19 protein-coding genes and 1 pseudogene are annotated in these 19559 nt (G+C 64.9%); 6 read left to right on the top strand and 14 right to left on the bottom strand.

The features are described 5' to 3' along the window. Positions 1–143 precede the first annotated feature (143 nt). Positions 144–1235 (bottom strand): DNA topoisomerase IV subunit A, encoded by a 1092-nt coding sequence (locus C446_RS15050; RefSeq protein ID WP_006673985.1) that lies wholly within the window; start codon positions 1233–1235, stop codon positions 144–146. Then, positions 1232–3751: a DNA topoisomerase VI subunit B gene (locus C446_RS15045; protein ID WP_006673984.1), complete on the bottom strand. Its 2520-nt coding sequence runs from the start codon at positions 3749–3751 to the stop codon at positions 1232–1234. Before C446_RS15045 ends, C446_RS15050 begins: the two co-directional genes overlap by 4 nt. A gap of 142 nt (positions 3752–3893) precedes the next feature. On the opposite strand from C446_RS15045, the gene C446_RS15040 reads away from it, so the two are divergent. Then, entirely contained in the window at positions 3894–4592 is a 699-nt protein-coding gene (locus C446_RS15040; protein WP_006673983.1) for a helix-turn-helix domain-containing protein, read from the top strand. 33 nt (positions 4593–4625) lie between these two features. Here the strand turns inward: C446_RS15040 and C446_RS15035 are convergent, their stop codons facing one another. Next, positions 4626–5942 carry a M24 family metallopeptidase gene (locus C446_RS15035; RefSeq protein ID WP_049920278.1) on the bottom strand — a complete coding sequence of 439 codons (1317 nt, stop codon included), beginning with the start codon at positions 5940–5942 and terminating at the stop codon, positions 4626–4628. Between the two features lie 231 nt (positions 5943–6173). Between C446_RS15035 and C446_RS15030 the strand changes: the two genes are divergently transcribed. Next, on the top strand, positions 6174–7031 hold the full coding sequence (locus tag C446_RS15030) for a COX15/CtaA family protein (RefSeq protein ID WP_006673981.1): 858 nt from the start codon (positions 6174–6176) through the stop codon (positions 7029–7031). 18 nt (positions 7032–7049) lie between these two features. Here the strand turns inward: C446_RS15030 and C446_RS15025 are convergent, their stop codons facing one another. Further along, the gene (locus C446_RS15025) at positions 7050–7541 is read right to left on the bottom strand and encodes a metal-dependent hydrolase (RefSeq protein ID WP_049920277.1); all 492 of its coding nucleotides are present in this window, start codon (positions 7539–7541) and stop codon (positions 7050–7052) included. Between the two features lie 148 nt (positions 7542–7689). On the opposite strand from C446_RS15025, the gene C446_RS15020 reads away from it, so the two are divergent. The 3 genes from C446_RS15020 (at position 7690) to C446_RS15010 (ending at position 9765) form a co-directional block, all read left to right on the top strand. Continuing rightward, positions 7690–8085: a CopG family ribbon-helix-helix protein gene (locus tag C446_RS15020; protein WP_006673979.1), complete on the top strand. Its 396-nt coding sequence runs from the start codon at positions 7690–7692 to the stop codon at positions 8083–8085. Between the two features lie 254 nt (positions 8086–8339). Continuing rightward, the gene (locus tag C446_RS15015) at positions 8340–9062 is read left to right on the top strand and encodes a helix-turn-helix domain-containing protein (protein ID WP_006673978.1); all 723 of its coding nucleotides are present in this window, start codon (positions 8340–8342) and stop codon (positions 9060–9062) included. Positions 9063–9126: 64 nt separating this feature from the next. Further along, positions 9127–9765 carry a uracil-DNA glycosylase family protein gene (locus tag C446_RS15010; protein ID WP_006673977.1) on the top strand — a complete coding sequence of 213 codons (639 nt, stop codon included), beginning with the start codon at positions 9127–9129 and terminating at the stop codon, positions 9763–9765. A gap of 23 nt (positions 9766–9788) precedes the next feature. On the opposite strand, the gene C446_RS20645 is transcribed toward C446_RS15010, so the two are convergent. The 8 genes from C446_RS20645 to C446_RS14970 all read right to left on the bottom strand — a co-directional run bounded on the left by C446_RS20645 (position 9789) and on the right by C446_RS14970 (position 17774). Continuing rightward, positions 9789–11246: a J domain-containing protein gene (locus C446_RS20645; RefSeq protein WP_049920271.1), complete on the bottom strand. Its 1458-nt coding sequence runs from the start codon at positions 11244–11246 to the stop codon at positions 9789–9791. A 162-nt stretch (positions 11247–11408) separates the two neighbouring features. Then, positions 11409–12764 carry a DNA polymerase Y family protein gene (locus tag C446_RS15000; RefSeq protein ID WP_006673973.1) on the bottom strand — a complete coding sequence of 452 codons (1356 nt, stop codon included), beginning with the start codon at positions 12762–12764 and terminating at the stop codon, positions 11409–11411. A 412-nt stretch (positions 12765–13176) separates the two neighbouring features. Continuing rightward, a complete protein-coding gene (locus C446_RS14995) occupies positions 13177–13506 on the bottom strand; it encodes a transcription factor S (RefSeq protein ID WP_006673972.1) in 330 nt (109 codons plus the stop codon). A gap of 130 nt (positions 13507–13636) precedes the next feature. Then, the gene (locus C446_RS14990; protein ID WP_006673971.1) at positions 13637–14185 is read right to left on the bottom strand and encodes a hypothetical protein; all 549 of its coding nucleotides are present in this window, start codon (positions 14183–14185) and stop codon (positions 13637–13639) included. Continuing rightward, positions 14185–15099, bottom strand: a complete 915-nt coding sequence (locus C446_RS14985) for a hypothetical protein (RefSeq protein ID WP_006673970.1) — start codon at positions 15097–15099, stop codon at positions 14185–14187. The genes C446_RS14990 and C446_RS14985 overlap by 1 nt, the downstream gene beginning before the upstream one ends. A 120-nt stretch (positions 15100–15219) precedes the next feature. Then, entirely contained in the window at positions 15220–16056 is an 837-nt protein-coding gene (locus tag C446_RS14980) for an RAD55 family ATPase (protein ID WP_006673969.1), read from the bottom strand. 136 nt (positions 16057–16192) lie between these two features. Continuing rightward, complete coding sequence (locus tag C446_RS14975) at positions 16193–17284, bottom strand: beta-ribofuranosylaminobenzene 5'-phosphate synthase family protein (RefSeq protein WP_049920270.1); 1092 nt, start codon at positions 17282–17284, stop codon at positions 16193–16195. A gap of 148 nt (positions 17285–17432) precedes the next feature. Then, complete coding sequence (locus tag C446_RS14970) at positions 17433–17774, bottom strand: hypothetical protein (protein ID WP_006673967.1); 342 nt, start codon at positions 17772–17774, stop codon at positions 17433–17435. A 178-nt stretch (positions 17775–17952) separates the two neighbouring features. Here C446_RS14970 and mobA point away from each other — a divergent pair, with 178 nt between their 5' ends. After that, positions 17953–18594 carry a molybdenum cofactor guanylyltransferase gene (mobA, locus tag C446_RS14965; RefSeq protein ID WP_006673966.1) on the top strand — a complete coding sequence of 214 codons (642 nt, stop codon included), beginning with the start codon at positions 17953–17955 and terminating at the stop codon, positions 18592–18594. Between the two features lie 159 nt (positions 18595–18753). On the opposite strand, the gene C446_RS14960 is transcribed toward mobA, so the two are convergent. Both C446_RS14960 and C446_RS14955 read right to left on the bottom strand, forming a co-directional pair. Further along, a complete protein-coding gene (locus C446_RS14960) occupies positions 18754–19293 on the bottom strand; it encodes a TorD/DmsD family molecular chaperone (RefSeq protein WP_006673965.1) in 540 nt (179 codons plus the stop codon). Continuing rightward, positions 19293–19559: pseudogene (locus C446_RS14955) on the bottom strand (NrfD/PsrC family molybdoenzyme membrane anchor subunit); the annotation flags it as partial. The pseudogene C446_RS14955 and the gene C446_RS14960, both read right to left, overlap by 1 nt.

Genomic DNA, 19559 nt, shown 5'->3' with positions numbered 1-19559 from the left:
CGCCGATCCATCTGGCGATCAGATGCGCACTGCCTTGCAGTGGCTACTATAGACAACGAGTCTCCTCCGTCGAACTGCGTCCCAAACCGCCGCGTTTCGGGAGAACGGATCGCATGTTCGTTCACCCCAAGGCGGCCGACCGTCTAGATGACGCCCATCTCGTCGAGACGCTCGGGGAGGTAGGTGTCCGTCACGAAGTCCAGCCCGCGGGACGCAAGCGACTGCTGTTCGGACTTTTTCTCTATCTCGAGTTGTAACTCGATCTGTTCTTCCCAGTAGTCGGTCTGGAAACGCGGGTCCGAGAGTTCGCTCTCTAGGGCGTTCTTGTCCGAGTCACTGAGCGGATCGGTCGGGAGTTCGTACTCGACGATATCGGCCGGCTGAATCCCGATAAACTGGGCTTCCGGCGTCGCCAGGTACTCCGAGAGGTGGGCCGACTTGATCGACCCGTAAGCGACGGAGCCGTAGATGCGGTACGACCACGGGTCGCCGTCCGTAAAGACCGTCACAGGCAGATCGAGTTCGTCGTGGAGTCGCTTCGTGATCCGACGGGTCGCACGCGCCGGCTGTCCCTTCAGGTGGACGACCAGGGCGTTGTACTCCTCGTCGAACCCGTTCTCGACCAGTCGGTCACGCATACCACCGGTCTCGACGGCGAGGATGAAGTCGGCGTCACAGTCGAGAAAGTCGATCGTATCGGGATTGTTCGGAATCTGGTAGCCGCCCTCACCGACGTCTTCCTGGCAATGAATCTCGCGTTCGCCCCGTCGGGTCTGCTCGCGCAGGTACAGTGGACCCATGATCGTCGCACCGGACTCCTCGGGACGCATGTGAAAGTCCTCGCGGGTAACCCCGGAGACGATCTCTAGGTCCTCGATCAGGCTGTTCGATTCGTCCTGGCTCGTGAACTGCGCTTCCTCGTTGTCCCAGCTCTCGGAGAGGTAGTAGAGTTCACGCAGGGTCGAGGAACGGTCCTCGTCGAGTTGATCCGCGAGGAAGTCGATCGTGTAGACGGCTTTCAGAAGCTTCCGTGCGCCACGGACGGAGTTTGCCGACCTGGTCGACTCCCGGTCGCCGTAGACCCAGACGTTGCTCTCTTCGTCGTACTCGATGTTGTTCTTCGTCCGTGTCGGCACGGACATGTGAGGAATCTCGCCCAGTTCGAACTGGTCGTAGAACTGTGCCGCGAGATCGATCAACTGTTCTCGTGCGTCTTGCTCGTTGTCCGCGCTCATTGTTTGACCGTCAGCTTCTCGGTTTCGACGCCTTTCACGTCCAGATCGAACGTGGCGTCGTCCGGTACCTCGTACTCGAGTGTCGCCTCGTCGTCGCTCGAGATGTCGGGCTCCCACTTGACGAACCACTCGCCGTCCATCTCGACGGCAGTGGCGTCGTCGGGCAGCGCCGTCGGCTCCGCCGAGACGATGTCCGTGATCTCGAGACTCTCGTTCGTACCCGAGTTGTTCTCGACGACGACCGACACCGACTGGCTGTCGCCGTTCGCTTCGACCTGCCGCTCGACGAGCACGTTGTTCATAATGCGTGCGATGGCGTCGTCGATGTCCGGCTCCTCGCGGCCCGTCACTTCGGCGACTTTCTCGGCCATCTCCGGGAGGATCTTCCCGAGGACGTTCTGTTTCTTGCGCCGTTTCTGCATCGAGCGGCGCTTGTTGAGGTAGCTCTTGAGGTCGCGGGCGGCCTCACGGATCGCGAGTTCGATCTCGTCTTCGATCTCCGGAACGTTCGCGACGGCGTCTTTCGACTCGCTGGTGAAGGGAACGTTCGTCGAGGCGACGTGAACCATGACCACTGCGGGACCGTTCGGCAGCCCCGAACCGCCAGGCTGGTCGAGACCGTAGTTACGCCAGCCGATGTCCTTGACGACGTCCGTCGTCGCACACGCGCCGCGCTGATACACGAGCGGGACGCGATTCGCGAACCGCATCACGTCCGCGCTTCCTTCTGCTTCGAGTTCGCCGCCGTAGGCGATGCCGGCTTCGACGATGAAGGGGTCGCCCCCCGAAACCTCGGCATCGCGGGTCGCGGAGGCGTAGAAGTCGGCGTCGAACTCCTTCTCGAGGCCGGCCTCGATCAGGTCCGCCGAGATGGGCGCGAGACACCGTGTCGGTGGTGCCATGATGTCGGTCGCGCGCATGGCGTCGACGAGGTCGCTCGTTGCGTCGCGGTCGCCGTTCAGTTCACGGACGAGCGGCGGGTCGTCCGGCACTGTCGCCATCACGTCCCAGATTTCCTCGACGACGTTCTCGCGGGCAGTGTCGCCGAACGCGACGTCGTCGTACTCCTCGGTCAGCTCCGCCACGCGGTCGACGTAGCCACGCAGCTCGTCTCGAGTGACGCGGTGTCGAACGTCGTCGTCTGCTGCGTCGGCGAACTTGCCGGCGAGTCGCTGGGCGAACGCTCGGACGATTTCGTCGTCCTTGCGGGTGCTCGTTGCCTCGTCGACGAGCTCGTAGAGATCGCCGACGAGTCGCGACTCGTCGGTCGTGGTCTCGGCGTCTGTGGCTACCTCGTCGCTCTCCTCGGACAGTTCGTCGATCAGCGTCAGCCAGACCGCATCGACGGCGTTCTCCCGAACCGTGTCGCCGAACGTGGTGCCGTGTTCCTCCTCGACGGTTTCGGCCGCCGAATCGACGATTGCGAGCAGTTCGTGGTGGGCGATCCGGTCACGGTCGTCGACCGCCCCGGCGATCGCTTCCGCGAACGCAGCGGTCGCGTCCGCACCCTTGTTGGCCGTGGCGTCGGTGACTGCGGCCTCGAGGTCACCGTCCTCTCGCGGGTGCTGCTCGCTCGAGGTATCCGCGGAGCGTGGCTCCGTGCTTTCGTGGACAGCGGGTGGTCGCCAACGCATCTCGCGACCGTAGTGGCGGTCGCGGAAGGCGTCGATGATCGAGTCGGCAGTCTTCTTCCCGACGCGAGTGAACTCTTCCTGCAAAAAGCCCGAGACCGTCTGGGAGTCCGTCGCGGTCAGCATCTTCATCACGGTCCCGAGTTCGACCCCGTGTGGATGGGGGCGAATCTCTTCGGTCTCCTCGGGCAGTTGGTCGGTCGCGCGTTCGAACTTGAAGTGAGCCTGGGGCTCACGGAGCTCGAGACGGGCGTGGGGGTTGACGACCGCCGTGTGCTTGATGTAGTCGTGAAGCTGCTGGCGGGCACGCATGTTCGCTTCCATCTCGAGTTCGATGCGCGTCCCGTGTGGGCGGTCCCACGTAGTCGTCTCCTCGACGCTGATTTCGGGCTCGTTGTCGTCGGTGTCGACGATCAGCTCGAAATACTGTGCTTCGTCGGACCCCTCCGTCCGGCTGGTGATCTTCGCCGGCTTGCCGCTTGTCAGCTGTGAGTACAGAACCGCAGCGGAGATACCGATTCCCTGCTGACCGCGGGACTGTTCACGGGCGTGAAAACGCGACCCGTAGAGGAGTTTTCCGAAGACCTTCGGGAGCGATTCTTTCGTCAGCCCGGGGCCGTTGTCCTCGACGATCAGCCGGTAGTAGTCACCCGCTTCCTGGATTTCGACGTAGATATCGGGTAGAATACCGGCTTCCTCGGCGGCGTCTAAGGCGTTGTCGACGGCCTCCTTGACGGCCGTGACGAGGCCTCGAGCGCCGCTGTCGAAGCCGAGCATGTGCTTGTTCTTCTCGAAGAACTCGGCGATAGAGATCGCCTGCTGGCTCTCGGCCAGCTCCTCGGCGATCCCCGGTTCCTCACCGAGCGTCGACTGGAACGACGTCATCACCTCCCTGTACTAACGGGGAGGCTAAAAGGTGTGTGCAACCGGAGTGAAAGTAAACAGTGGAACGGCGGACGATACCCCCTCACACGAACCGCACAAAGGTTTAACCACGCGCGAAACTTCGTCCTATACGAGAGGACACATGACTTCGGACGACACCGACGAGCACCGGGTGGACGAGGGTAGCGACGGCGGGTCTGACACCGACCGCGGCGGCGATCGAGATGTCGAACCGCTCGAGGGCGACGAGTTCGGCGAGGACGAGTTCGAAGAAGGAGTTCGAACCGCGACCGCCGACGAGATCGATCAGCGGATCGTCGACCTGCTGTCGTGGATTCTCGATACGGAAACCCGGGCCAAGATATACATTCACCTCCTCGCGAATCCGGGCAGCACGTCCGAGGAGGTCGCGAAAGGAACCGGTCTCTATCCGAGTACCGTCCGCGAGGCGCTGGCGGAACTCCACGACGAGGAGCGGGTCACGCGGGAAAAACGCGAAAGCGAAGGTGCCGGCAACAACCCCTACGAGTACACGGCGATCCAGCCCAGCGAACTCGTTGGTGGCGTCGTCGATCAGGTCCAACAGGAACTGAACACGATCTTTACGCTGGATCGGGTCCTCGATCGTGAGGCTGACGTGCGCGAACCCGCTTTCGGCGACGATGTCGAGCCGGTCACGATCACCGTCGACGAGACGGACCCCCTCGAGGACGAGGCAGGTACCGGACCCGGCGACGGTGACGGAGACGACGAGACGAACGTCGACGTCGTCGCTCGCGACCCGGACGAGACGGACGACGGAGACGCGAGTGTAGACGAGGGCGACGAAGACGCCCCGTAGCGTCGTTCGCCGTTCGCCGTTTACCGTTCGTCGCTACCCCTCGAGTTCCAGAATCCCCGGTCGCTCGATCTCGAGAACGAGTGGGTCCTCGAGTTCGATGTCGCCGACGCACTCGAGTTCGACAGCGTCGACAGTGATCGTCGGCCAGTCGTCGGTCGTAGTGAGGGACTCGTAGTCGTCCGCCGTCGCGGTCTCGTTTTCGCTTTCGCTTCCACCCTCGGCCGTCACGAGGACCGTATCTTCGCTTTTCGCGCCCTGTACGGTCGGGTTCCAGGCGTACGCCATCGGAGCGTCGACCGGCTCGTCGCTTCCCGGCGTCGCGACCCACTCCCGGCCGTCGAATCCGGCGGCCCCACCCTGATGGTGGTGTTCCCACTCTTCGGGGTGTCCGACGGCCTCGTAGGCGTCCTGGATCGCCGCGAAGACGTCGCCGGCGGTTGCCGGGGTTTCGGCTGTAGCTTCGCCGCCACTGCCGTCGTCGCTCTCGCCGGCGTCGACAGCAGCGACCGCCCGCGTCGCCGCCAGCGCCGTCGCCTCGACTCGTGCAGCCGCCTCGTGGTGCTGCTCGAGCCATTCGGGCGGATCGAAGGCCACGGTTCGAGTACAACTCGCGTGGAGACCGGCCCGCTCGGCCGTCACGGAGACGAGTGCGTACTCGCCCAGTTCGGCCTGGGTCGGCGTATAGTGGCGGTACTGCTGGGCTCGTTTCGATCCGCCGACGAGCACGACTGGTGCTTCGATACCCCGTGCGGAAAGCGCTACCCGTAGCGCCGACGCGACCTCGTGTTCGGTGTCGCGGGGCTGGAGTTCCCGACAGACCGACTCGACTGCTCGAGCCGTCTCACGACCGAGGTTTCGGTACCGTTCGATGTCCCTATCGGTCAGTGGCTGTCGAAGCCGGCTCGGATCGATCGTCTCGAGGCCAGGGATGTCGACGTCGGCGGCCGCCCGTTCGTCCTCGGCCACGCGGGCGGCGATCTGGCTCGGGACCGTCGAGTCGTGCCACGGGTCGCGCTCGACGACGAGGTCTGTTTCGGTGTCGACATCCTCGTTCTCGTTCTCGTTCTCGTTCTCGTTCCCGTTCCCGTTCTCGTTTACGTCGGCGTCGAGAGCCACGTCCAGTTCCGGTACCTCCTCGGCGACCAGCCTGTCGGCCTCGATGTTGTTCGTGACGAGACGCAGCCGTGACTCCCCGCGCTCGTACCCGATCGCCGCGATACCGACGTCGCTCTCCCGGTCGACGACGTTCGAACCGCCGGTCAGCCAGGCGAAACTGTTCGGGCGGGCGAACCAGACCGCGTCCAGCCCGTCTTCCTCGAGGTACTGCTCGAGTCGCTCGCGTTTCTCCATGGCGGGTGCTGGGGCAGGGGTTCTCTTGAATGCGGCGAACGCCGACCCCCCGGTCACACCGATCACCGTCTCCACCTCTCCTTTGGTCGCCGTCTTCTCCCGTCGAACGGCCGGGGCTGGCAAGAACGACTCGCGTTCCAGCGCCACCGACCGCCGGACGGCGGTCACTGCGGACCGAACATGACACGGGCAACCTAAATATACCCACTCCTAAGCGACATCCGAACGACCGTGCCGTCCGATAATCACTCTCGGCGTCCGTCCGCTCGCTCGCTTATCGATCGGTTCGGGTATCCGCACCTGCTTGCGGGAACGCTCGTGCTCGTTACCGCGACGATCCTGCTCGGCGTCGCGGCGAAAGCGACCGGTTCCGGGCTGGCTTGTGAGGCCAACTGGCCCCAGTGTGATGCGGGGCCGTTCAACCTGCTGCCCGCGAACCTCCCGAGCTTCTACGAGTGGTTCCACCGCTTCGTCGCCATGTTCGCCGGCTTCGCGATCATCGGCTCGGCGGTCGCTGCCTGGCGATCGCCGACCGTCGACAAACGCGTCACCGCGCTCGTGGTCCTCGGGATGGTCCTGACCCCGATCCAGGTCGTCCTCGGCTGGCAGACCGTCACACAGTACACGATGGACATCCTGTCGTGGCACTTCTGGACAGCCGTCCTCATCTTCGGCCTGTTCGTGGTCGCGACCGTACTCGTCTGGGAGAACCGCCTCGGACCACGCCACGTCACCGGTGCGCTCGCACTCGGTGCCGTTTCGGTGCCGTTTCACGTCCTGTTCAGCCCGCCGGTGATCACCGACGTTACCGAGTACTCGCCGACGGTTCAGATGGTCCAGTACGGCGTCACGCTGGCCGTCGTCGCCGCCGCTATCGTCGCCCCGATGGTCGGTCGCCGCCGTCTCGAGAACGACCGGCTCTCGAGCTATCTGACCGGTACCGGCGTCTTCGCGATCGTCGTGGTCTTCCTCGGCCGTCGAACCGGGATGACGCTCGACCCGATGATCGATTCGCTCTATCTCGGGACGGCAGGACTGTTGTTCGTCGCGTTCATCGCTGGAATCGTCCTCACGAAACGGGCGTCCTGATCGGTCGGACGACTTTTTTCACCCGACTATGGTGATCACCGTCGCGACGAGAACTGCCATCCCCACGCCAACGCCAAACAACGCGTAGTTCGCGACCGGATTCCCAGCGTGGGTCACCCCGAGGGAGTAGTGGCGATCCGAGACCGGCCAGAAGGGGCGGACTCCCATCGGCGTTAGTGCGTCCGCAAGCAGGTGCGAGCCGATCGAGACCACACCGACGACGAACGAAAAGGCGACGAATCCCACGTCGATCAGCGGGGAGGGCGACTCGACGAGGATCGCTGCCGCGGCGGCTAGGGCTGCCCCGACGAGCAACGCGAACGCGACGGTGTGGGTTGGCCCACGATGTTCGACCATCGGCAGCCGGTGATCGAAGTCCGGCAGAGTCGACAGGCCGACACAGACGAGTCCGCCGACGATCGCTCCGCCGGGCGAGCCCGCCAGCGCGACGACGGCTCCGAGGGGGGCGTACGCGAGGAGGGCGACACCGTAGTGACCGGTCTGGTACATTCGTGCGTCTCGGTACGAGTGATCCCGTTCACGAATATAAATCTGCCGTGACAGTTCGGCAACTGGGACCGTTCGAAGGGGCATCCGACGACGGAAGGGATGGTCGACGACCGCCGGGCCTATTCCGTCCGCGAGCGAACGGAAAACCATGCGAACGAGCCTCACCGTTCCCGAGGAGATGCTGGCGGAGTTCGATCGAACCTGGCAGGCCGAAGGACTGGACTCCCGCTCTCGCGCGCTTCGCGAAGCGATCCAGGAGTACGTCGAATCCCACCACAGCCTCGAGCAAGCCCGTGGGACCATCGCGGCGACGGTCGTCTTCGACTACGTCCACGACGAGGTCATCGACGACCTCCACGAGATCCAACACGAGTACCAGTCCGTGATCGACACGACCTCTCACGTCCACCACGGCGACTGGTGTCTCGAGGCGGTGTTCTGTCACGGCGACGCAGCGGAGATTCGGACGCTGGTCTACCGGTTGAAAGACTTCGATGCGGTGGGCCGGGTTTCCGTGACGCTTCTGCGCTCCGAAGATTACTGACCACCCGGACCCGCTCCCATTTAAACACCTTCGATACCTAACCAGTTTCTTCTTACATATCCCGTCGATACCTTATCGGACGGGTTCGACATGTACCGGTGCGAGCGAAGACGACGACGAGCGAGAGTGAAAGCGAGAACCAGACCGAGAGCACGGGAACGTCCGCTCACACGGACGAAACGGTTATCACACGGCGAGAAAACGATCACGAACGTTATTGTCGGTGGCCCCGCGGCAGATAGCGAGACGAGCAAATGAGCGTCATCGCAACAGTCGAAATCCCCGCATCGGAGTTCCCGCTCGGTACCGTCCTCGAATCCGACTGGAACGCGACGGTGTCCGTCGAAACGACGGTGCCGACGAGCGACGGTGTCGTCCCGTATCTCTGGATTCCCCGCGAGACCACCGAGGAAATACTCGCCGGGCTCGACGAATCGACGAACGTCGACGACGCCTCGCGCATAGACGCGGTCGACGACAGCGTCCTCGTGAAAGTCGAGTGGAACGACGGCCTCAACGGCGTGCTCGCTGCAGTTCGAGAGAGCGACGCGATCGTCACCAGCGCGGTCGGGACGGCCGCGAGGTGGACACTTCGTCTCCGGTTTCCCTCCTACGAGGACCTCTCTCAGTTCTACACCGACTGCGTCGACGGTGACATCTCGCTCGAGCTCGTCCAACTGCACGAGGCGGTCGATCCCCAACGCGAGTTCCGGTTCGGCCTCACTCGTGCCCAGCGCGAACTCGTGATCGCCGCCTACGAAGCGGGCTACTTCGAAGTCCCTCGAAAGACGACGCTCGTCGAACTCGCCGATCAGCTCGAGATTTCCGACTCGGCAGTTTCCCAGCGGTTGCGCCGCGGGCTCGCGGCTCTCATCAGCGCGACGCTGTTCGTCGAATCCCACCAGTCCGACGGGACGACCTCCGGGACCCGTCCGACCGAGACCGCCTCCTCGCGTCGCTTTGATCCTGGGGAGTGACCGTCGACAGCGCCACGCAGCGACAACCGCGTCCGTTATTTGTCGGGACCGTCTGCCTTCACCCGTGAAAAACGTCACCGACAGGACGAGCAACCCGTTCGGGCTCCGTCCGCCGTTCGATCGTACCCCCGACGGCGAGCGCGCCGCCGTCTTCGGTTACGGTGACGCCAACGCCGACTTTCACGTCATCGGCGACCACCCTGGCGTCCACGGTGGAAAACGAACCGGCGTCCCGTTTACCGAAACCGACGCCGGAATCGCGGTCCAGAACGTCTTCCGAGAGACCGGGTTCGTCGCCGGAGCCGAAGACGAACCCGACTGCGACGATCTCTACTACAGTTACCTCCACATGTGTTGTCTCCCGAACGGCCACGAGCCGACTTCACGGGAGTACGACGACCTCGAGCGGTACTTCGACGCCGAGTTGCGCGCGATCAACGCCCACATCCTCCTTCCGGTCGGCGAGACGGCGATCGATCACGTCCTCCGGACGTACACGACCCAGCGCCGCCGGTTCGATCGTGATCTCGACGTAGCCGGGTTACACGCAAGCGAGATTCGTGGGCGCGGTTTCCTCGTCGTTCCGATCAGAACTCCCGACGAGTGGGAGTCGGATGATCGGGAGACGATCGTCTCGACCGTCGAGTCGATCCTCGAGAGGGATTACCGCCAGACGAAAGGCGTCGCAACGCTCGTCGGGTAGCGACCGTCTCGATTGTGGCCGCCTCAGCGGTCGAAGTGTTTCCTGATCGTCGCACGCAGCGGCAGTCCGAGCGCCCCTGCGAGCGGTAACAGCACGTACGCGAGCAGATCGACGAGCAGCGTGACTTCGCCGACGACACCTGAGAGGCCGACGACGACGCCGGCCGCAGGGGCGAGTACCGGCACCACGTAGAGATACGAGGGCTTCCAGCCCCGGCCCAGCCTGGTCCGGTGGACGATCACGGCAAACAGGAACGGCATGAGAGCCGCACCGGCAAGCAGCGGCCCGCCGACCAGCGCCGTCGCCGTCCCGATCGCGAGCGCAAACAGGATCGTCTCGTCGATCGAGATCGTCTCCCACGTCTCCTCGCGACGAACGAGTCGATCTACGGCGACGGCGGCGACCGCCAGTCCGACGATTCCGGCGACCGCCGCGTACCACTGTGGTGACTCGAGGCCGGCCGGCGGGGCAACGGGTTCGAGACCGACGACGAACCCCGAAATGGTGTCGACGCCGTGGCGACTGACCGTGAGGTGTGTCCAGACTGCTTCCGGATCAGCGCCGAGAGCGACGATGTCGGCGACGACTGCCTGGAGGGCGTTCTCGTTTGCGAGTGCGAACTGGACGATCCCCGCGAGGTAGACGAGCAGGGAGGTCCAGATAAGCGGCAGCGAGAAGTTCCGTCGACGCCACCAGCGGAAGACGGCGTCCCCGGTACTGGTGCCGGTGCCGGACCCGGTTCCGGAACGGCCTGCGTTTCGTGATCTCGTTCCCATCCCCGTTCCCGCACCGCCCGGGGATTCGGCCCCGGTCGCCGTCCCCCCGTCGCTGCTCGCGGTCGCGGTTCCGGCTCCAGTTCCAGCGTGGGTATCGCCACCGGTCCCAGTCGCGGTGCCAGCACCGCTCGAGGTACTGGCAGTTCCGCTACCCGACGGCGAGCGGCCGGCAGATGTCGTTTCCGATGTCGAACTCGTGGTCGAACTCGACCGTGCAGTCGAGCCCGACCCCGAGGTCGTGTGTGAAGTATCCGTCCCGCTTGCGTTCGAATCGTCGGCTACGCCGGAGCTGGTACCCGTCGCCGAGCCGGTCCTCGACCGAGCGCCCGTGGTCGAACGTGAACTGGTACTCGAACCGGCACCCGAGTTCGCGGTCGATCCGGGACTCCTGCTCGTCTCCGTCGTCGAACCGTCCGTCGACTGCGACGAGCCCGAATCGCCGCTGCTCCAGACGTCGGGCGACGGGATACCGCTGGTTCGTTTCGCGACGTAATCTTCGTGCCCCAGCCGGTCGTATGCCTGGCGCTCGACCGGGTCGCCGAGGATGTCGTATGCTTTCTTGACCGCCGTAAACTGCGACCGGGCGCGGTCGTCGTCGTTCACGTCGGGGTGGTATACCTGGACCTTCTCTCGGTAGGCCTCCTTGATCTCGTCCTGGGAGGCGTCGGAGGGAATCTCGAGAAGGTCGTAGAAGTCGTCGGTCATGTGTCGGTCATCTGAAGGTCGGGGACCCGTGCGTTCGGAGAAACGTTGTCAGCGGAGGGTTATAATTTCAATGTTCCGTGTTGTCGACGTCGTTCGAATCCGTCGATTCCGGCGTCGGCTCCGCTCTGGGGCCTTCGCAGGTATTTGTCAGTATCTATAGCCTCACAAGAAATCGAGCAGGGATGTCTGCCCGCTCGAGGGGAGGGTGGGGGTCGAGTCCACGTTCGTGTTCGACCTCGACTCGGAGTCCGACTCGGAGTCCGAGTCCGGATGCGAATCGTCGCCCACCTCCGCCATCGAACTGGCACCGGTCGAGTCGCTCGCGTCATCGCCGGTGTCTTGCTTTCCGGTTTCCCACCCGTCGAGGCTCGCCTGATCGGCCGAGGCGAACTCGAGGTTCGCCACGCGGACGCCGACTTTTCGGACTGGTTCGGTGTCGAACTCGGTGAACAACTCCCGGGCGATCCGATCGACGAGTGCGGGGTCGTCGACCGGTCCAGGAAGCGAACGTTCGCGGGTATTGACATCGTACGGCGGGGTAACGGCCTTGACACCGACGGTACGGTAGAGCGCGCCCTCGCGCCGGGCGCGGTCGGCGACCGCCGCAGCGAGGGTCTCGATCTGGTCGTACTTCGGCTCCGGTTCGGAGACTGGCTCGGCAAACGCCGATTCCCTGGAGAAGCTCTTGGGATCACCCTTCGGTTCGACGCGGCGATCGTCCTCGCCCCGGGCACGATCGTAGAGTTCCCGTCCGCGTTCGCCGAACCGCTCGACCAGCGGCTCCGGGTCCGCCTCGGCCACATCGCCTGCCGTCTCGAGACCGATCTCCCGTAGCTCCCGGGCCGTCACGGGACCGACTCCGTGGAGCAGGTCGACCTCGAGCGGGGCGAGAAACGCCCGGAGCTCGCCGGGGCGAACGACGGTCAGGCCGTCGGGTTTGTCGTAGTCGCTGGCGATCTTGGCCGCGCTCATCGTGGGGGCGACACCGACGCTGACGACGACGCCGACCTCGCGGCGGATGCGGTCCTTGACGTGGCGGGCGAACCCGTCCGCGACGTCCCAGGCGGTGCGCTCGGTAACGTCCAAGTAGGCCTCGTCGATGCTGACCTCCCGAACCACGTCGGCACAGTCGTGGAGGATATCCTGGACTTCCGCGGCGATCGACTCGTAGTAGTCCATGTCGACGGGCCGGTAGTAGCCCGTCTCGTCGGGTGTGAGATCGGGGTCGTCGTCGGCCTCGGAAGACAGCGTCTCGCGACGGGGGAGCCGCTCCAACGCTGTCGAGATCGCCTGTGCGCTCTCGACGCCGAACTCGCGGGCCTCGTAGCTCGCGGTGGCGACCGCACCGACGGTCTCGCCGGGTTCGTACCCCATCCCGACGACGACGGGCTCGCCCTCGAGTTCGGGCTCGCGCAGCCGCTCGCAGGCGGCGTAGAAACAGTCGGCGTCGACGTGGAGCACGATGCGATCCTCGTTGTTCTCACCTTCGACGCCCGGCAGCCGCGGCCCGTCCGTCATTCCCCTAGAGGTCGATTCGCGTGGACGGTTGTGAACGTTGCGTCCCCGGGCGTCCCGCGTTCGGTGCTCGAGCCGACTCTCGAGTGCGAGCGACGGGACCACTCACGCCTCGGACACAGATCGTGGCGATACCGCAGGAAACACGTGTCGTGGCGATACCGACGGAAGAAACTCGAGGTCTCCGGGGTGAGCGGAGTCCCTCGAAATCGGGTCGTGAAACCCGCGACGGTCTTCTGATGGGTGCGAGGTGAATACTGGAACTGCAGTTCCGGATTGGGAGTTCGGTTACCTAAATGGGGTGGTACGTTACCCGAAAGCGGGAAGTACCGACACCGGTACCGACAGTGATATCGGTCGTCGTCTGCCAGCCATCCCGCTGACGGAGAGGTCCGTTCTCCAGCAGTCGAACCCGTCAGTTGTAGCCGCGCCAGCGGTGACCACACTCGGTGCACTTGAAGAACCGTGTTGGTGGTTCGTCGGCCGACGCCGTCTGTTTGAGCGTGTACCACGCTTCCTGGTTGCCACACTCGTCACAGATCACGTCGGTCGCCTTCGGCTTCCCCTCGAAGTTCGCGTTCTCGTCCGACTCGATCACGTCGGCGTCGGTCTGGGATTCGGTCGTGACGAACTCGTCTTCGAGGTCGCTATCGCGCTCGCTCGAGCTGCCACAGTCGTCGTTCGTACAGACCATACGGTCGCCGTCGGCTTTCATCATCGAACCGCAATCGTCGCAAAACTGCATGTCTCTGTGTGCCGATACGTGATCGATCGTCAAAACACCTCGTACCTCGTACCACGTGCTTCAGACCGGACCTCGAACCCCAACTCTCGCACCTCGTACCTCGCACCTCGAACCCATACCACCCCCAGCGCTAGTATCGCTGCTCGAGTTCCTCGTCCTCGAGGACGACCGGACAGTCCGCGACGCGGAACTTCCCGAGAGACGGCATCCCAAGCACGTCGGTTCCCTCACGCGTACAGCCGACGTTCGGCGGCGTCGCGAAGTGCTCACACTGGTGGCAGTACTCCCGTTTGTCGACCGTTCGAATCTCCCGCTCGTCGGCGAACAGGTCCTCGGGTTCGGACCCGTCTTCGAGCTGGTCCCAGAGCTGTTCGCGGTCGAGGTCGCTGACGTCCTCACGATCGAACAGTTCGTCGAAGTCGGCACTCGAGGCGGACGACTGCCCGTATTCGGCGTCCGTTTCGAGTTCGAACGCGTCCGATGCACCTTCGGTCCGGCGTCGCTCGACGGCCGCGGCGACATCGCCGAGCGGCTCGCCCGGTTTCGGTTTCGGATCGGCCACGGACGCGTCGTGACTGGGGTCGTCTCCTCTGTCCCTCCCGTCCCCACCGTCTGCACCGCTTGGAGGGTCAAATGTCGACTCCGAATCGCGTTCCGAATCACGGTTCGGATCGGCCATCAGCTCCCACCTCCGAGCCCCAGTGTAGAACCGGGCCGGTCGTCGTCTTCGTTTGCTCCGTTCGCATCCGCCGCGACGGCTTCGAACACGCTCTCCGGCGTCTCCTCGACCTCGCTACCCCGTCCCTCGAGCGCGGGTGGCTCTCCTGTCTCGAGCGTCGGGGAGCCGAAGAAGGAGGTGCTTTCCCGGACATCGGCGACGGGACTCGCACAGTGTGGACACTCCGGCGCGGTCAGCAACGCGATATCGACCGAGGCGTCACACTCCTCGCAAGCCGCACTTCTGACCCCGAGTCGGTTCGCAGCCAGTTTGAGGTCCTCGACCCGGGCCCGGCGGCGCTCGCGCTCGACGAAGTCGTCCCACCGCTTCCGGAGATCGACTGCGGCCGTCGCAAGCACCGTCGAGCGTTCCTCGAGGTCGTCGGTCCGCTCGAGGAGATAGTCGAGCACGTCCTCGAAGTTCGCGAACCCGCCCTCGACGGTTTCCTCGAGCGTGGCCAGTTCAGACCGAAGCGTCTCGAGGTCACCCTCGTCGGCGTACTCGCGGTGGTCGTGGTCCGTCGGTGCTTTCGCATCGGCCTCGCGTTTGACCTGGATGACCCGCGAGCGGACGTCCTCGAGCAGTTCCCGGAACTCCTCGCGACTCGCTTCCAGTTCACCGCGAAGCTCCTCGAGGTCGTCACGGTCGACGGGGTCGAACGCGTTTTCGAACGGCCCGTCGTCTGCCGCCTGGCTATCCGTCCCCGAGAGTGGTTCGTCCTCGGCGATCGCGACGGCGTGGGCCGCGGTTACCAGCCGGCGACAGAAGTCGTCGCGCGACTCGTCGCGCTGGTCGGCCGCGTCGACGATCCAGTCGTCGACGTCGGCCGGTAACGCGAACGAAACCCCCCCGTCCTCGTTGTCCTCACCCGCCATCTACCGCAACTAGGACCGATCGGCGGATAAGAATTGTTGCCCATTTCTGTAATGAGAACGGAGACGACCGGTGTCGTTGGCTCGTCGTCGCACCGTCGAACGGCAGGTCCGGCCGGCCGCTTACCGAATCTTCCGGACGTTGCTGATGTCGAATCCCGCGTCTCCGATCTCGGTCTCGAATCGAACGACGTCCTCGTCCTCGAGTCTGGACAGCACACCGCGGAACTGCTCGACGACGAGGGTTCGGGCGCGTTCGGAGCCACCGGACTCCCACTCGAACAGAAGGGTTCCGTCTGCGGCCTCCTTGAGCCGTCCGAGCTGGGTGGTCGTGAGCGGTTCCGAGTTGACCAACAGGAGGAGGACACCACCCCAGCGGTGGGACGCGCGGGCGAGCCCTTTCAGCAGAACCGTCAGATCGGACCAGTCCAGCCGGTCGTCGGCCGCAGCGACCAGGTCCGTGATCGAGTCGACCACGACGAGGTTCCCGGCTGCGTTCGCGGTCAGGTAGTCGGCGAACGCCTCGAGGACGTCGCCACTCTCCGTTCGGCTCCCGAGATCAGCGATGCTACCCGTCTGATCCGCGTACCAGTCGGTCGGAACGGGAGTTAGCTGGAAGTACTCCTCGGCCAACTCGACGAACTCGACCGCGTCCGTTCCCTCGTCGACGAGCTCTCGTTCCATGACGAACGAAATCTCGTCGACGATGGCGTCGCGCTCGTCGGTAAACGAGACGTAGTGGATCTCCTCGGGAAGCGTCGTTCCTCCCTCGAGTTCACCGTAGTGCAACTCGAACCGATCGGACTCGTACCTGGCAAGCCCGTTCATCACCGCGCTGGTGTAACAGAACTCCCGGGCTCCTGCGCCCGATTGCCCGGCGAGCAGGACGACGCTGCCCGCGGGCGCGCCCCCGCCGATGATCCGATCGAACCGCGAGATACCGAGCGGCAGCCGTTCCATGTCCTTTCGTTCGTGGCGACGGAGTTACCTGTTGTGGCGGAGACGAGAACAGGCGCTGAAACGAGACGGGGAACGGGAATCGTCTCGGTCCTCCGCCGCTCGTGTTCGGTTTCCACACCTCGAGTAGGTGTCGACGCTACGATCGCTCCTCGACCGTGACACGAGCACCGCCGTGGGGACTCTTCTCGAAGGGTTTCGAACTCGAGTCCGAACGGGAACGGGAACGAGAACGAGAACGAGAACGAGAATCACCCCTCCAGTCGGAACCCACCCCCGCCGTCCCTGCAGGTGCGGAAAGTAACACTCGTCCCTCACGGCCGAGATTCGAGAGCGCCTCCTCGGCTGCCGCTTTCGCCTCGTCGGCGTGCTCCCGGTCGGTCACGCCGTAGACGACTGGCCCCCACGACGACTGGCCGATCCCGGTGAGAACGGGACAGGTCTCGAGTGCCTCGACGAGTTTGCCTGCCGGCGGACGGAAGACGCCGCCCTGGGCGTCCGCGTACCAGGAGCCGTTCTTACGGCCGATCTCGGCGATCGCGTCGCCGAAGGCCTCGAGCCGACCCGCCGCGGCCGCCGGCAGCAGTTTCCGCGTGACGACGCCCGCGATCTCGTCGGCGACCGTCGGATCGGCGCGCTCGACGACCGCACGCATGCTCGCGTCCTCGTCGTCGCCGTTTCGGCCGGGCTCGGCCTCGGGAGCGACGACGAGGAACCGCCAGTCCGCGGGCAGATCGTGACGGGCGACGACCGGCGGCACCGACCAGTCGCCCTCCGCAGGGGGCTCCGTCGTGAACCGGCTCGTCGGATGGCCCGCGTCGACGACGAACCCGCCGGCTTCGAAGGTAGCGACGCCGACGCCACTGCGACCGCCACGTCCCAGTTGGGGTGCCCGCTCGCGTACCCTGGGCTCGCGGCCGTGGGCCCGGGCCGTCGCGGCGAGAACCGACAGCGCGAGTTGCGTCCCGCTCCCGAGACCGACGTGACGCGGGAGCCTCTCCTCGAGGTCGAGTGCGACCCCGGACACGTCGAGAGCGTCGACGGCGCGGCGGGCGTACGTCCGAACTAGCGGGTCGTCGGTGTCGATTCCCGTCGTCGGTTCCGCGGTCACGGTCACGCGGGGCTCCTCGAGCCCGATCCCGATCCCTCCGTAGAGACGCTCTCGGGCGAGCGAGAGGTTCTGGAAGCCGACGTGAAGGCGCGCACCGACGCTGACGGTCACTCGTGGCACTGTCTGCCGAGGGTAGGGAAGCCCGTCAAAAGGGGGTTTCGGCGGTGGCAACGACTGACGGCGTCGGCGAACCGACGTGGGCCCCAACCACGACCGAAGCGACTCGAGACGAGAGACCCAGAGAGAAAAAGACGGGATCGCTCCTGGCCTACCGACTGGGAGCGCCGTAGTCGACGTGAACGTTCGGCGTGCTCGAGGACTCGGGCGCGGGAACGCCGTTCCAGTCGACTACGCGGACGTTTGCCATCTCGCCGGAGAAACGGAACCGCTGGACGCCGACGTCGATCGACCCCTCGGCCACTTTCTCGGTGACGACCGTCGCTTCGCGTTCGGGATCGCCGCCGACCATCTCGATCTCGCCATCGACGGCGATTTCGAATCTGGAGGGGACGCCCCGCCCGACGATCGTCACGAGGTTGGGAAGGGATGCTGAATCGTCGTCGTCATCGTTCGATGCTGTCTGGCTTCGTACCGGATCGTCGCGTGCCATAATTCGAAGAGTCGAACGGTGAGGTATAAGCTTTTTTCCTCAGGAAACGGTCGGATCGGACGAATTAGCCCAGTCTGCGTATAAAATTCCGTGATCGTCACGCGGGGAAACCCACTCGAGAGTTCGTCCGTGCTCGCGATCCAACAGGTATAATCCCGATTCGTCCGTATCCTCGACCGTGTCGACCGAGCAACCGCTCGCGGGCGTCGTGATCGCCGGCGGCTACTCCACTCGCTTCGGCGACGAGGACAAGGCTATCGCCGACCTCGCTGGAACGCCGATGATCCGCCGCGTCGTCGACCGGCTCGCCGGCGTCGCCGACGAACTCGTGGTCAACTGCCGTGACGACCAACTCGAGGCCGTTCGGACGGCACTCGAGGACTGTAACCGCGAGTTCGAGTCCGGCCCCCGGTTCGCCACCGATCCCGTCGAAGACCGCGGGCCGCTGGCTGGCATCCGCGTTGGCTTCGACGCCGCTACCCGCGAGTACGGGGCCGTCGTCGCCTGCGACATGCCGTTCGTCGACCCCGCGTTACTCGAGTTGCTCGCGGAGCGAGCCCACGGGCGCGACGGTGCCCTCGTTCGGCTCGCGGACGGGTGGTTCCAGCCGACGCAAGCCGTCTACCGGACCGACCCGATGGCCGACGCGTGTGCCGACGCGCTCGCGGAAAGCGACGGCCGAGTTCTGGCGGCCACGGAGCGTCTCGACTGTGTCACCGTCCTCGAGTCGGAACTCGAAGCGGCCGGGATCGATCCGGTCACGTTCGAGAGCGTCGATACTCGAGAGCAACTCGAGACGGCAACGAAGCGACTCTCCTGACGGCAGTCCGGTCGAACTCCAGCGTTCGATCGGAGGCGTCACTTCTGACACGGCGATCGATCGGAAACGTGCCAAACGGGGCCGGGCACGTCACGTAGTTACCAAACGATGGGAGTCACAGCCGACGGCACGGAGCCGGGAAACCGGTGCAAACGCGGTCTACCGGTCGACCGCAGCACCGGTTAGTTCGGAAAGCGCCTCGTAATAGGGCTCGCGGGTCTCTTGTCGGACATCCGCGAGGAACCCATCGAGCCACTGACGGAGATGTTCGTCCAGAAACTCCTCACAGATCGCGACATCCTCGTGCTCGAGCAGGTACGCGGCGAACTCGAGTTCGGTCGCGACGTGGTCCGGCAAGTTACACCCGACCGACTCGAGGTCGAAGTCGTACGTCCGGTACCACTTCTCGATCGCTCTCGCGGTCGGCCCGGCACCGGGGACCTCTGAGCCTCGATAAACGGTTTCGTAGGGCGGACATCGCGGACGGTCGGGTCCAACGAACAGCCGCGCGTGCTCGACTCGCAGGGACTCGAGGTCGGCGTCCCGAACCGACGGGTCGATCTCCCCGAGCGTTCCCGTCGCGACCTCCTCGAGCAGCCGTTCCGTCGGCTGTCGCCAACAGTCCGCCAGCACGGCGTACCCGCCGGCAAGCGTGGCTCGATCTCGGCCCCCGTCGGAGCCGTACGCGGCTTTACTCATCAGGGATCAGCTCCTCTACGGTCACGTCCGCCGTCAGGTGCGACCGCCGTGTCCGGGTCGGAGTCGGTCGTCGTCCGCTCGGTCGAACCGACCCGGACCGGTTCACCGCCACCGGGCTGGAGCGGTAGGAACCGGAGTCCGAGCGTGACGATCAGGGCCCCGATCGCGACGATTCCGATCGTCACCAGTAGTTCGATCAGCGTCGGCGTGTAGTTGCCGGCGGTGACCCAGACGTCCGAGCCGATGCCGGCGTAGTCGGTGCCGCT

The sequence above is a fragment of the Halobiforma nitratireducens JCM 10879 genome, from assembly GCF_000337895.1.
GTDB classification, from domain to species: Archaea; Halobacteriota; Halobacteria; order Halobacteriales; family Natrialbaceae; genus Natronobacterium; species Natronobacterium nitratireducens.
Note: the sequence above shows the minus strand (reverse complement) of the source record. Positions and strands in the feature narration are given on the sequence as shown.